The organism is Catenovulum sediminis (genome assembly GCF_007289895.1).
GTDB lineage: Bacteria > Pseudomonadota > Gammaproteobacteria > Enterobacterales > Alteromonadaceae > Catenovulum > Catenovulum sediminis.
In genome coordinates this window covers 659,565-673,010 of sequence record NZ_CP041660.1, presented here as the reverse complement: position 1 = coordinate 673,010, position 13,446 = coordinate 659,565, and the positions used below count along the sequence as shown (strand labels likewise).

12 protein-coding genes are annotated in these 13,446 nt (G+C 42.4%); 11 read left to right on the top strand and 1 reads right to left on the bottom strand.

Annotated elements, in window-relative coordinates; translation table 11 throughout:
* Positions 1-24: 24 nt before the first annotated feature.
* A complete protein-coding gene (locus FNT16_RS02640; protein ID WP_143870099.1) occupies positions 25-261 on the top strand; it encodes a DUF1059 domain-containing protein in 237 nt (78 codons plus the stop codon).
* Here the strand turns inward: FNT16_RS02640 and FNT16_RS02635 are convergent, their stop codons facing one another.
* Positions 262-2,130, bottom strand: a complete 1,869-nt coding sequence (locus tag FNT16_RS02635; RefSeq protein ID WP_143870098.1) for a sigma 54-interacting transcriptional regulator — start codon at positions 2,128-2,130, stop codon at positions 262-264.
* 293 nt (positions 2,131-2,423) lie between these two features.
* Between FNT16_RS02635 and cynS the strand changes: the two genes are divergently transcribed.
* The 10 genes from cynS to rlmH all read left to right on the top strand — a co-directional run bounded on the left by cynS (position 2,424) and on the right by rlmH (position 13,441).
* Entirely contained in the window at positions 2,424-2,864 is a 441-nt protein-coding gene (gene cynS, locus FNT16_RS02630; protein ID WP_143870097.1) for a cyanase, read from the top strand.
* A 128-nt stretch (positions 2,865-2,992) separates the two neighbouring features.
* Entirely contained in the window at positions 2,993-3,805 is an 813-nt protein-coding gene (locus FNT16_RS02625) for a formate/nitrite transporter family protein (RefSeq protein WP_143870096.1), read from the top strand.
* A 148-nt stretch (positions 3,806-3,953) separates the two neighbouring features.
* Positions 3,954-5,660 (top strand): bifunctional protein-serine/threonine kinase/phosphatase, encoded by a 1,707-nt coding sequence (locus FNT16_RS02620; protein ID WP_143870095.1) that lies wholly within the window; start codon positions 3,954-3,956, stop codon positions 5,658-5,660.
* Between the two features lie 772 nt (positions 5,661-6,432).
* Positions 6,433-6,915, top strand: coding sequence for a zinc ribbon-containing protein (locus tag FNT16_RS02615; RefSeq protein ID WP_246072313.1), 483 nt, complete (start codon positions 6,433-6,435; stop codon positions 6,913-6,915).
* Positions 6,916-7,821: 906 nt separating this feature from the next.
* Positions 7,822-10,413: a leucine--tRNA ligase gene (leuS, locus tag FNT16_RS02610; protein WP_143870094.1), complete on the top strand. Its 2,592-nt coding sequence runs from the start codon at positions 7,822-7,824 to the stop codon at positions 10,411-10,413.
* Positions 10,414-10,453: 40 nt separating this feature from the next.
* Entirely contained in the window at positions 10,454-10,939 is a 486-nt protein-coding gene (locus FNT16_RS02605) for an LPS-assembly lipoprotein LptE (RefSeq protein ID WP_246072311.1), read from the top strand.
* Entirely contained in the window at positions 10,939-11,982 is a 1,044-nt protein-coding gene (holA, locus tag FNT16_RS02600) for a DNA polymerase III subunit delta (RefSeq protein WP_143870093.1), read from the top strand. Before FNT16_RS02605 ends, holA begins: the two co-directional genes overlap by 1 nt.
* Complete coding sequence (gene nadD / locus FNT16_RS02595) at positions 11,969-12,622, top strand: nicotinate-nucleotide adenylyltransferase (protein WP_143870092.1); 654 nt, start codon at positions 11,969-11,971, stop codon at positions 12,620-12,622. The genes holA and nadD overlap by 14 nt, the downstream gene beginning before the upstream one ends.
* 31 nt (positions 12,623-12,653) lie before the next feature.
* Positions 12,654-12,974, top strand: coding sequence for a ribosome silencing factor (rsfS, locus tag FNT16_RS02590; RefSeq protein WP_143870091.1), 321 nt, complete (start codon positions 12,654-12,656; stop codon positions 12,972-12,974).
* Positions 12,971-13,441 carry a 23S rRNA (pseudouridine(1915)-N(3))-methyltransferase RlmH gene (gene rlmH, locus FNT16_RS02585; RefSeq protein WP_143870090.1) on the top strand — a complete coding sequence of 157 codons (471 nt, stop codon included), beginning with the start codon at positions 12,971-12,973 and terminating at the stop codon, positions 13,439-13,441. The genes rsfS and rlmH overlap by 4 nt, the downstream gene beginning before the upstream one ends.
* The last annotated feature ends 5 nt before the right edge of the window (positions 13,442-13,446 follow it).

Genomic DNA, 13,446 nt, shown 5'->3' with positions numbered 1-13,446 from the left:
AGAGTATGAAAACGAGGTGATTTTATGAAAACAATGACATGTAAGCAACTTGGCGGCGCTTGTGATAAATCTTTTACGGCAGAAACATTTGAAGAACTAGTCGAGCTGAGCAAAGCACATGGTATGTTAATGTTTCAGCAGCAAGATCCGCAACACCTTGAGGCCATGCAAAGGATTATGCTATTGATGCAACAGCCCGCTGCGATGGAAGAGTGGTATCAAACCAAGAAAAAAGAATTTGAAGCGTTAGCCGATGATTAACTAGCGCTTGTTTGGTTTATATTGCCATGCGTCAATGTTATATTTTTTAAGTTTTGAAGCTAGCGTGGTGGGTTTTAAATCCAACAGCTCGGCTGCGCCACCGCTACCATAGATTTTTCCATCGGTCGCGACGAGCGCTTTTCTGATATTTTCTTTTTCCAATGTTTTTTGCATTGAGGCACTGATAATTTCACTATTTTCGATTTGTTTTATATCGCTCTCAGTGGTGGTTGGATTGTGCTCATCGGCTAAAAAATCAAAACTCAACTTATTGCTTTTAGCTAGGATCACCTGCCGCTCTATAATATTTTCTAACTCTCGGATATTACCCGGCCAAGTATACTGCTGAAGATACTGCATTTGCGCCATTGAAACTTTCGGCTGAGGTTGATTAAAACGCATACATACTTTATAGATAAAATGTTGCACCAGCAGCGGTAAATCTTCTTTTCTTTCTCGCAGCGCAGGCGTTGAAACCGGAAATACATTTAAACGAAAATATAAATCCTCCCTGAATTTATTCTGTTTAACCAGTTTTTTGAGATCTTGATTGGTTGCCGCAATAACCCTGACATCGACATGACGGGTTTTAGATTCCCCCACACGCTCAAACTGTTGTTCCTGTAAAACGCGCAGCAGTTTTCCCTGCAACTGCAGCGGAATTTCACCGACTTCATCTAAAAAAATCGTCGCACCATCGGCCAGTTCAAAGCGACCCAGTCGATCGGACACTGCACCGGAAAAAGCGCCTTTAACATGACCAAAAAACTCACTTTCAAACAACTCTGCCGGAATGGCGGCGCAGTTTACGCGGATCAGAGGTCTACCCTGGCGTGAACTCACTTCATGAATCGCCCGCGCAACCAATTCTTTACCTGTGCCAGATTCACCGATTATCAGCACATTAGCATCGGTTGGACCCACCAGTTCAATTTGGTGCACCATGCGCTGGACTGCTGCACTTTGCCCAATTATCTGATGGTGGTTAAAATCGGCATTAATTTCTTCCAGCAGATAGGCATTTTCCATTTCTAACCGACTTTTTAGTTTATCAACTTCTTGCAATGCATTTACCAGCTTTTGTTGGGTGCGTTTACGCTCGGTAATATCTCTAAAAATAACCACTGCACCTATTAGCACGCCATTGTCAGTCACTGGGGTGCTGGTGTATTCAACCGCGATTGGCGATCCACTTTTAGACCAAAATACTTCGTCTTCAATAATATGTACGGTACCGTCATGAAAAGCTGCATATATCGGACATTCATGGGCAGGGTAAGGGTGACCATTGTGATGCGTATGATGAATAATATCGTGAATTTTTTGCCCGATGATTTCATGCTTTTTCCAACCCAAGATCTGCTCAGCTGCGCTATTGACAAAGGTCGTACAGCCTTTCGTATCGACCCCATAAATACCATCGCCTACCGCACTTAATAACAGTTGATTGTGGCGCTCAATTTCTTCAAAAACCGTTTCATTTTTACTCCAATGAAACAATCCCAAACGATAATGGTTTTCAGCTTCGGCCTGATATCTGTGTTTAAAAGTATATGAGCTGTCCTGACAACTGAGGATCAGTTGTTGCTCAAATGCCTTAGCTGTGACTTCGAGATAAAGCGGGATTTCGTCTACTTCAATAAACAAATCGTCACACCATGCACTGCCTTGTGACAAAGCTTGTTCGCTAAAAACAAGCAATTTATCTAAACACTTATTAAAAAGCTGACTGACTGTTGGCTGTTTAAGTTGCGCCTGCGGCAGATTAAATAACGCGAGTGCAGTTTGATTTGCCTTGATAATAATATCCTGATAGGGGTTGATTACTAATAGTGCAGTTGGGCACTGCATAAAAAATGAATCGGTCATTAAATCCAACGTTTCGTTATTGGCTATCTATTCATATCCACCTTATTCAATATTCGAGCCAAACAACGAAAAATCGTTAATAAACCACGATATTTCGTGAATAACGAATTATCGTGCTGCTTAAATCTCCATTGGTTGATTTGTAATGTGTTAAAAATCAATGGGTTAATTGTTTTTTATTAAATTGGCACACTTATCGCTATATAGCTTATGTACAGCGCAGGTAGTGATAACTCAACTTATCCTGAGTGATTTTTTAAACATTTAATTTGCACTAATTTGAGGATTTATCGATGAATAAACTAGACGTAACAGAAGCTATTTTCGCCATTAAAAAAGAAAAAGGTCTAAGCTGGGAAGGCATTGCGGATGCAATTGGCATGTCGACGGTTTGGACAACTTCAGCATGTTTAGGGATGAATAGCTGTCCACCAATTGCTGCTGAAAAACTGGTCGAGTATTTGGGCTTACCGCCTGAAGCCAAATCAGTCTTAATGGAATATCCAACCAAAGAATGGGATAAATCAGTGCCACAAGACCCATTAATTTATCGTTTATATGAAGTGGTTGGTGTATACGGCGACACGCTTAAAGAAGTCATTCAGGAAAAGTTTGGCGATGGCATTATGAGCGCAATCGACTTCTCAATGGAAGTTGATAAAGAAGAAAACCCTAAAGGTGACCGAGTCATTTTAACCTTGAATGGAAAGTTTCTACCTTATAAAGCATGGTGATCTAATTTGGTGCGCAAAACCACATTAAAAATACCATTGAATTTATTATTTACTTATAAAACAACACATTAAACTTCTTGGCTTTGTTATTGCTTTAGCATTAACAGACATCAACAAGGGAAAACACTATGGCTTATATCGAACCGAATGAATTTGTCACCAAAATGGTTGATTCAGGAGAACAAAAAGTTTTCATGTCAACTAAAGATACCTTTATCCGTGCATTTATGGCGGGTGCAATACTAGGTTTAGCAGCTTTGTTTGCGATAACCGTTGCGGTTACAACCGGAAACTTTTTAGTCGGGGCACTATTGTTCCCAGTCGGCTTCATCATGCTGTACTTGATGAAATTCGACTTGTTAACTGGGGTGTTTACCTTGGTTCCTCTGGCATTAATAGATAAACGTCCGGGCGTAACATTCAATGGCCTGATGCGAAACTGGGGGTTGGTATTTGTCGGTAACTTTGCCGGCGCACTTACCACTGCATTTTTTGCATCATTCATTTTAACTTATGGATATTCAGTTGACGGCGGGGCGCTGGCAGAAAAAGTAAGTTCCATCGGTGAGTCCAGAACCTTGGGGTATCAGGAACATGGTGTCGCGGGTTGGTTTACGATATTTATTCGTGGCATGTTATGTAACTGGATGGTCTCTATGGGGGTTGTTGGTGCGATGATTTCTACCTCTGCGGGCAGTAAGATGGCGGCGATGTGGATGCCGGTTATGCTGTTCTTCTTCATGGGCTTTGAACACTCAATTGTAAACATGTTCTTATTTCCATTTTCTATGATTATGGGTGGTGAGTTTACAGTATCTGATTATTTAATTTGGAATGAACTTCCAACAGCATTAGGTAATCTTGCGGGCGGATTCTTGTTGGTTGGTTTACCACTTTACCTAACGCATGTGAGAACTTCACCTGAACGTAGAATTGCTTAATATTTAGTTTTTAGTCAGTTGAAATTAAGTCAGTTAAATTAAGTACACTAAAAAGCTCCGTTATCTATTCAGATACACGGAGCTTTTTTGTTTACCGTGTGAGCGATCTAATCGTATTAGACTATTTACCAATAAAAGGCTGAGTTAGATGAAAAAACCTTTGCGGGTCTCGGTAGGGCAAGCCAGTCAGGCAGGTGTGAAAAGTATTAATCAGGATTTTATTGGCCGTAATTTACCTCAAGAGCCATTGCTCAGCAGCAAAGGGATTGTGCTAGCGATGGCTGATGGTATCAGTTCTAGTAAGGTCAGCCAAATTGCCAGTCAAGCGGCGGTCGCAGGGTTTATAGAAGATTATTATTGCACTTCAGACTCTTGGTCAGTTAAAACATCTGCACAAAAAGTGCTTAGCGCAATCAACGCCTGGTTGTATGCACAATCGCAAAATAGTCCAAATCGCTACGATAAAGATAAAGGATACATCTGTACGTTTAGTACGCTGATTCTAAAGTCAAATACCGCACATTTGTTTCATTCGGGTGATACCCGGATATTTCGTCTGGTTGACGATAATTTAGAAGTGTTGACGCGCGATCATCGTCGTGTTGTATCTGCTGATGTGAGTTATTTAACGCGTGCGCTGGGGGTTGAACCCATTTTAGAGTTAGACTATCAAAAGCAAATATTAGAAACGGGTGATACATATGTGCTGGCAACTGACGGGATATATGAGTTTTTAACAGATCGTCAGATAGTGAAAATTATACAAACCGCCGGTTCACAACAGGAAGCTGCCGATACCTTGATAACAGAGGCACTTAAAGCGGGCAGTGATGATAATTTAAGCATTCAAATAGTGCGTATAGAGCATGTACCAGATTATCAACTAGATGAAGTGCAACAGTTTACCAGTTTACCGCTGCCACCAACGCTGGCAGCCAGAAAGGAATTTGATGGTTTTCAGATAATTCGTGAGCTCTATATTAGTAGCCGCAGCCATGTATTCTTAGCAAAAGATAGTGCAACAGAACAAACTTTGGTAATAAAAACGCCTTCCACAGAGCTCGCAAGCGACAGCAAATACCTTGAGCGCTTTATGTTAGAAGAGTGGATTGCCAAGCGCGTTGATCATGTCAATGTCGCCAAAGCAATTGATACAGGGCGTAAGCGAAACTATCTATATCTAGCAACTGAATATATTGAAGGTCAATCATTGGCGCAGTGGATGTTAGACAACCCAAAACCTTCACTAAATGAAGTACGCTCAATTGTTGAACAAATCGCAAAAGGATTGCAGGCTTTTCACCGGCAAGAAATGATCCATCAGGATATACGTCCGCAAAACATTCTAATAGATGCAGATAACACGGTTAAAATTATTGATTTTGGCTCGGTATTTATTGCCGGCGTGACCGACAGTCAAAACGAAGAAGCTGTACGCGGCACCATGCGCTATTCCGCGCCTGAATATTTTCTGGGCCAGCAGGGTAGCCCGCGCTCGGATATTTTTGCATTAGCGGTAATAACCTATCAAATGTTATCTGGACGATTTCCATATAGTATTGAAATCGCGCAGGCAAAAAGCACGGCCGCTCAAAGACGGTTAAACTATCGCAGTGTAATAGATGAAACCAGTGAACTGCCAGCATGGATAGACGATGCACTGCAAAAAGCGCTGCAAATAGACCCATTGAAGCGCTACGCTGAACTTTCTGAGTTTGTCTACGATTTACATCATCCTAATAAATCATTTTTACAACGCACAAAACCCCCACTGATCCAGCGCAGCCCAGTCATGTTCTGGCAAGGTATCAGCTTTATTCTGCTGCTGTTGTTACTATGGCAACAAACGAGTTAACGTATTTAGCTGCGAGTTTTAAGCTACGAGCTTCGAGCTACGAGTTTCGAGCTTTAAGCCGCGAGCTACAAGCTGTGTAGGTCGTCCTTTAGGGCGACAAATTGCTGCAGGTTGCAAGTTTCGAGCTGTGTAGGTCGTCCTTTAGGGCGACAAATTGCAGGATTTAAGCTACAAGTTGCAAGTTAAAAGCCGTGTAGGTCGTCCCTTTAGGGCGACAAAGTTTATTTCGATATTTGTGTATTTTGCTTTTGTCGGGCTAAAGCCGCGACCTACAGGGCAACTATTATTAATTCGACATCGTGCATATTTCGAGATTTGTCGGGCTAAAGCCGCGACCTACAATAATTAGCTCGTAGCTCGTAGCTCGAAGCTCAAAACTAAATTAATTGGCATGCATTGATTTTCACACCTAAGATATAAATATATAGAGTAAGGTTTCAAATGAAAATGTAGGTCGTCCCTTTAGGGCGACAACTTGCAGATTTCAAGTTACAAGTTGCAAGCTGTGTAGGTCGTCCTTTAGGGCGACAAATTGCAGGATTTAAGCTACAAGTTACAAGTTTCAAGCTGTGTAGGTCGTCCCTTTAGGGCGACAAAGTTTATTTCGATATTTGTGCATTTTGCTTTTGTCGGGCTAAAGCCGCGACCTACAGGGCGACTATTATTAATTCGACATCGTGCATATTTCGAGATTTGTCGGGCTAAAGCCGCGACCTACAATAATTAGCTCGTAGCTCGTAGCTCGTAGCTCAAAGCTCAAAGGAGATTGTCAGTGAATTCACCTAAAAAATATCAAACATTACTCGATAAATTTTCTAGTTGGCTTAAAAAAAGTAGTGAAGAAGAAACCCGATCAATGGCGGAAGGTGTTGAGTTATTGAAGGAGTGGATTGAAGCTGGTTTAGAGGTTCATCAAGAAGAGTTTTATCATTCATGGCAATACTTTCAGCGTGACTTGGCGTATTTTTACGACAGCTACCAAAAAGAAGCAAACGAGTCGCCTTATTACTTGTCGGTAAAAGATAATATTTGGCAGACGCTTGCAGAAATGACGGATAGAACGCAGTTAGAGTGGCGCGAGTTTAGTTCTGATTTAGATCATTTAGGTACATACAATGCCGGTGAAGAAGTTGCTTTTGGACGTTTAAAGTGTCAAAAGTGTGGCGAGCTGCTAGAAATCAGTCACCCTCAAAAGATCCACCCGTGTTTTAATTGTGGTCACAAAGCTTTTACACGCAGTGCACCTGCGCCATAAATACCATCATTTGTGTTTAGTTACGGGAAGCGAGCTACGAGCGGCGAGTTGTAAGTTTCAAGCTTCAAGCCACACAATGTAGGTCGCGGCTTTAGCCCGACAAAAGCAGAATGCACGATGTCGAATTAATAATTGTCGCCCTAAAGGGACGACCTACACAGCTTGAAGCTCGCTGCTCGAAGCTTAAAGCTAAAATGTAGGTCGCGGCTTTAGCCCGACAAAAGCAAAATGCACAAATATCGAAATAAACTTTGTCGCCCTAAAGGGACGACCTACACAGCTTGAAGCTCGCTGCTCGAAGCTTAAAGCTAAAATGTAGGTCGCGGCTTTAGCCCGACAAAAGCAGAATGCACGATGTCGAATTAATAATTGTCGCCCTAAAGGGACGACCTACACAGCTTGAAGCTCGCTGCTCGAAGCTTAAAGCTAAAATGTAGGTCGCGGCTTCAGCCCGACAAAAGCAGAAAGCACAAATATCGAATTAATAATTGTCGCCCTAAAGGGACGACCTACACAGCTTGAAGCTCGCTGCTCGAAGCTTAAAGCTAAAATGTAGGTCGCGGCTTTAACCCGACAAAAGCAGAATGCACGATGTCGAATTAATAATTGTCGCCCTAAAGTGACGACCTACACAGCTTGAAGCTCGCTGCTCGAAGCTTAAAGCTAAAATGTAGGTCGCGGCTTCAGCCCGACAAAAGCAGAAAGCACAAATATCGAATTAATAATTGTCGCCCTAAAGGACGACCTACACAGCTTGAAGCTCAAAACTCGTCGCCCTAAAGGGCAGACCCATATCACAGAAATTATTGGCGTCCCGATAGCGGGTAAGTTATCCTATGCAACCAAAATTGTACTAGGTGCAATAATCAAATCATTTTTTCAGTAGCGAATATTCGGATCAACTGCATGCAAGAGCAATATAACCCGCGAGAAATAGAACAAAAAGTCCAAAAATACTGGCAAGAAAAAAAAGTATTTGAAGTAAAAGCAGACGACAGCAAAGAAAAATTTTACTGCTTATCCATGTTCCCATATCCAAGTGGCAAGCTACATATGGGGCACGTACGTAACTATACAATTGGCGATGTTATCAGCCGATACCAGCGTATGTTGGGTAAAAATGTAATGCAACCAATGGGTTGGGATTCATTTGGTTTACCGGCTGAAAACGCGGCAATCAACAACAACACCGCGCCTGCAAAATGGACATACGAAAACATCGAATACATGAAAAAACAGTTAAACCAATTGGGTTTTGGTTACGACTGGTCTCGTGAACTCGCCACTTGCACACCAGAATATTACCGTTGGGAACAATGGTTATTCACCAAGTTATACGAAAAAGGCTTGGTTTATAAAAAAATGTCGACGGTCAACTGGGATCCGGTCGATCAAACCGTATTAGCCAATGAACAAGTAATCGATGGTCGCGGCTGGCGATCAGGTGCACTCGTAGAGCAAAAAGAAATACCACAGTGGTTTGTTAAAATCACCGATTACGCACAAGAATTATTAGACGACTTAGATCAACTGGAAGACTGGCCCGATCAAGTAAAAGCCATGCAGAAAAACTGGATTGGCCGTTCAGAAGGGGTTGAAATAGACTTTCAACTAAACAATGGTACAGACCAGTTTACCGTCTACACCACACGCCCAGATACCTTAATGGGTGTGACATACGTTGCATTAGCCGCGCAGCATCCACTGTGTATTGCAGCGGCAGTAGACAACCCAGAATTGGCTGATTTTATTCAGAAATGCAAAAACACCAAAACGGCCGAAGCAGACATAGCGACAATGGAAAAAGCCGGCGTCGATACAGGGCTGCGCGCAATACACCCAATTACAGGTGAAGAAGTTGCGGTTTGGGCGGCTAACTTTGTGTTGATGGACTATGGCACAGGTGCGGTTATGTCCGTACCTGCGCACGATCAGCGTGACTACGAATTTGCACACAAATACGGTTTATCAATCAAACAAGTTATCGAGCCTGCTAAAGACGCTGAAATCAGTATTGATCTAGAACAACAAGCCTTTACCGAAAAAGGGATTTTGGTTAACTCAGGTGAGTTTGATGGTTTAGATTTCGACGCAGCTTTTAAAGCGATTGCAGAAAAACTGGAAAGCTTAGGCAAAGGCACAGTTAAAGTGAACTTCCGTCTGCGCGACTGGGGGGTTTCACGTCAGCGTTATTGGGGTGCACCGATTCCAATGTTAAACTTGGAAGATGGCGAAGCGGTTCCAGTACCAGAAGATCAATTACCGGTTATCTTGCCAGAAGATGTGGTTATGAATGGCACCACATCGCCGATTAAAGCCGATCCAGAATGGGCTAAAACTGAATACAAGGGACAAATTGCGTTTAGAGAAACAGACACCTTTGATACCTTTATGGAATCAAGCTGGTATTACGCCAGATACTGCTCACCTCAATGCGATGACAAAATGTTAGATCCAACCGAAGCCAATTACTGGCTGCCGGTTGACCAATATATAGGTGGTATCGAACACGCTATTTTGCACCTCTTGTATGCCAGATTCTTCCATAAGCTATTACGTGATGTAGGTTTAGTAAAATCAGACGAACCGTTCAAACAATTATTATGTCAAGGCATGGTACTGGCAGAAACTTATTATCGTGAAGACGAAAAAGGCGGTAAAACCTGGTATGCACCATCAGATGTAGATGCTGAATACGATGACAAAGGCAGAATTGTAAAAGCCATCTATAAAAAAGACGGCAAGCCGGTAAAAATTGCTGGTATGGGCAAAATGTCTAAGTCAAAAAATAACGGTATCGATCCACAAACGGTTATCGACCAATACGGTGCCGATACCGTGCGCTTATTTATGATGTTTACCGCACCGCCCGAACAAACCTTAGAATGGATAGACTCAGGTGTAGAAGGCGCAAACCGCTTTATCCGTCGAGTGTGGCGTGCGGTATACGAACACAATGAAAGTTATCAGGGCGGTACTTTAGATCTGGGGCAATTAACCAGCGAACAGAAAAACCTGCGCCGCGAATTACACAAAACCATTGAAAAAGTCAGTGATGATGTGGGTCGTCGACAAACGTTCAACACGGCGATTGCTGCGGTTATGGAATTTATGAACAAACTGGGTAAATTTACCGCAAAAACAGAGCAAGACCATGCACTAGTGCATGAAGCACTGAGCAATGTGGTATTGTTATTATCACCCATTACACCGCATATTTGTCATGAACTTTGGGCCGCCTTGGGTAATCAAACCCCGATAGAAGAAGCCAGCTGGCCAGTTGCTGACAAATCTGCTTTGGTTGAAGATGAAAAACTTATTGTTGTGCAGGTAAACGGCAAATTAAGAACCAAATTTACCGTGCCGGCAGATGCCAGCAAAGAAGAGCTTGAAGCCAAAGCGATGCAAGACGACAACGTGACAAAATTTACCGATGGAAAAACCGTACGTAAAGTTATCTACGTACCGGGTAAGTTGTTGAACATCGTTGCTAACTAGCGCGCTAAACAGACAAATCAGCAAATTAGGTGGTTAGGCTTTGATAAAAAAAGTCGTTATGTACTTAACAGTGACATTGAGCGCGATGCTGCTAACCGCTTGCGGTTTTCAGCTGCGCGGCAGTTATGCGGTACCGCTGTCAATGCAAAATATTTGTTTAGATTCGCAAGCAGCACCTTTGCTAGGTAAAGAACTGACCAAACGGTTGCAGCGCAGTAATGTCCGTTTAACGCAAGATGCTGATTGTACCAAGCTCAATTTAGTTTCGGCTGAATTAGAAAGAGCGGTTTTATCGCTCTTTCCAAACGCGCAGGTGGCTGAATACGAGCTGATCTATACCGTAAACTATGTGCTGATACATCATTCACAGCCTCAACAATATAGTGTGCAGGTGGTGCGAGATTATCAGGACGACCCAGATGCTGTATTGGCAAAATCTAAAGAAATGAAAATTTTGTTGTCAGAACTGCGACGCTACGCAGCAGAGCAAATTTTACTACAACTCGCGTCTTCGGAAAATCGATAATGCGCGTCTATTTTAACCAAGTTAATCGTCAACTGGCGCAACCTTTGCCTTCATTGATCTTGCTGTTTGGTGATGAACCCTATCAGCAGCAAACGGTGCTGGATCAAATCCGTGCGGCTTGCAAACAGCAAGGGTTTGAAGAAAGATTGAGATTTAATACAGAAGAAGACTTTAACTGGCAAAATATACTCAACGAAGCGCAGGCCATGTCATTGTTTGCCAGCAAAAAACTAATAGAAGTCGAAATGCCCAATGCCAAACCGGGAAAAGAAGGTGGCGCATTTTTTAAAGAATGGTGCGATATAACCGACAACGAGCATATATTAGTGGTTTGGGGCGGCAAAATGGAAGCGGCTCAAACGAAAACAAAATGGTTTAAAAACATTGAGAATCACAGCTGGTATATACCAGTGTATGAAATCGAACGGCAAAAATTACCCGACTGGTTCAGACAACAATTTCAACAGCATCAATTGAATGTAACACCGGCTGCCCAAGCTATTTTATGTGATTTATTTGAAGGCAATCTAGCAGGTGCTGCACAAGAAGTCAGCCGCTTAGCACTGATTTACCCAAATCAAACAATAGACGTTGAAGAAATCAAAAAAGCGGTTTCTGATCATTCACGATTTACCGTTTTTCAACTGGCAGAAGATTTACTGGCGAACAACCGCAAAAAAGTCGTGCAAATCATTCAGCGTTTAGAAGGCGAAGAACTTGAACCTGTTATTATTACCTGGATGTTGCAACGCGAAGTGGATTATTTGGCGCAGTTGGCATTAGCGGGTAATCAGTTTGATGCACAATGCAAAAAACTACGCATATGGGACAATCGAAAACACTTGTATAAAATGGCACTGCAGCGCTTAAACTTAAACATGTTAGAAGAAATCCAGCAAGCCTTGGCACAGTTTGAAGTAGAATATAAAACAAGTGGTTTGACAAACCCGTATTTTCGCATTGCACATATTTGTGCATTGTTTTTTGCCCAGCCAGATATATTTAAATTTAATCAACTAATGCTGGCCAATGAAACCGAATAAATACCCGCTCAGTTTGTATTTTGGTGGCACATTTAACCCGATTCACAACGGGCATTTACAATGCGCGTTTGAAATAGCAGAACAAATAGCTGCAACACAAATATATTTATTGCCCAATTATATTCCGCCACACAAAGCGACCCCAAATGAAAGTGCACAGCAAAGAGCTGAGTTGTGCCGCACTACGTTATCCATTGATAGCAGGCTCAAACTAGATACACGGGAATTAGAAAAAACCAGCCCCTCGTACACAATAGAAACACTTAAGCAACTGCACCGTGAATTTCCGCAGCATGCAATTGCCTTTATGATTGGTATGGATTCTTTACAGACACTGGATACTTGGTCACACTGGCAGTCGTTAACCGACTATTGCCATTTGGTAGTTGCCAGACGAGGCGGGTATAATAGCGTGTTAAACCCGCAGATAAACGAATATTTGCAGCAACATCAAACCATGAATCAGCAAGATTTAACCGCCAAAAGACACGGTTATATTTATCTGTCAGATACCAGTATGTTGCAGATATCATCAAGTAAAATCCGCGAACGTTATAAAAAAGGGCTTAATTGTGCCTGTTTACTGCCAACTGCAGTAAATGACTATATAATGAAACACAGCCTGTATCAGGCTGATTAAACAACTTAATACATTTAGGAGATTTATCCTTTTGCAAATCGAAGAGTTAAAATCGTTTGTAGCCGACAAAGCCGACGATATGAAAGCGCACGATATAATCGAATTAGACGTGCGTGAAAAATCAACATTCACCCAATACATGCTCGTTTGTTCAGGTAATTCAAAACAACATGTCCGTTCAATTGCTAAACATGTTGCAACAGAAGCCAAGCGTGCAGATATTCGTCCATTAGGCATGGAAGGAGAAGACTTTGGTGAATGGGTCTTGGTTGATTTTGGTGACGTTATCTTGCATGTCATGGTTGAAGAACAAAGAGACCTGTATCAACTGGAAAAACTCTGGCAAAAATGAAGATCCAGCTGATAGCCGTTGGGCAAAAAATGCCAGGCTGGGTTGAAGCCGGATTTGCCGAATACCAGCGACGTTTCCCGCGAGATTATGCATTAGAACTGGTTGAAATACCGGCCGGGAAACGCGGAAAAAACGCAGACATAAAACGTATTCTGGAAAAAGAAGGCGAGTTAATGTTAGCTGCAGTGGGTAAAAGCAACCGCATTGTCACGCTGGAAGTGACAGGTAAAGCTTGGACAACCCCGCAACTGGCTAAACAAATGCAAGCCTGGCAATTAGACGGCCGAGATGTCAGTTTACTGGTTGGCGGGCCAGAAGGTTTAGCGCCAGCTTGCATAAAAGCCTCAGAACAAAAATGGTCATTGTCTGCACTCACTTTACCGCATCCAATGGTACGCGTGATCGTGGCAGAAAGTTTATATCGTGGGTGGAGTGTCAATCAAAATCACCCGTATCACAGGGAATAGCTTAA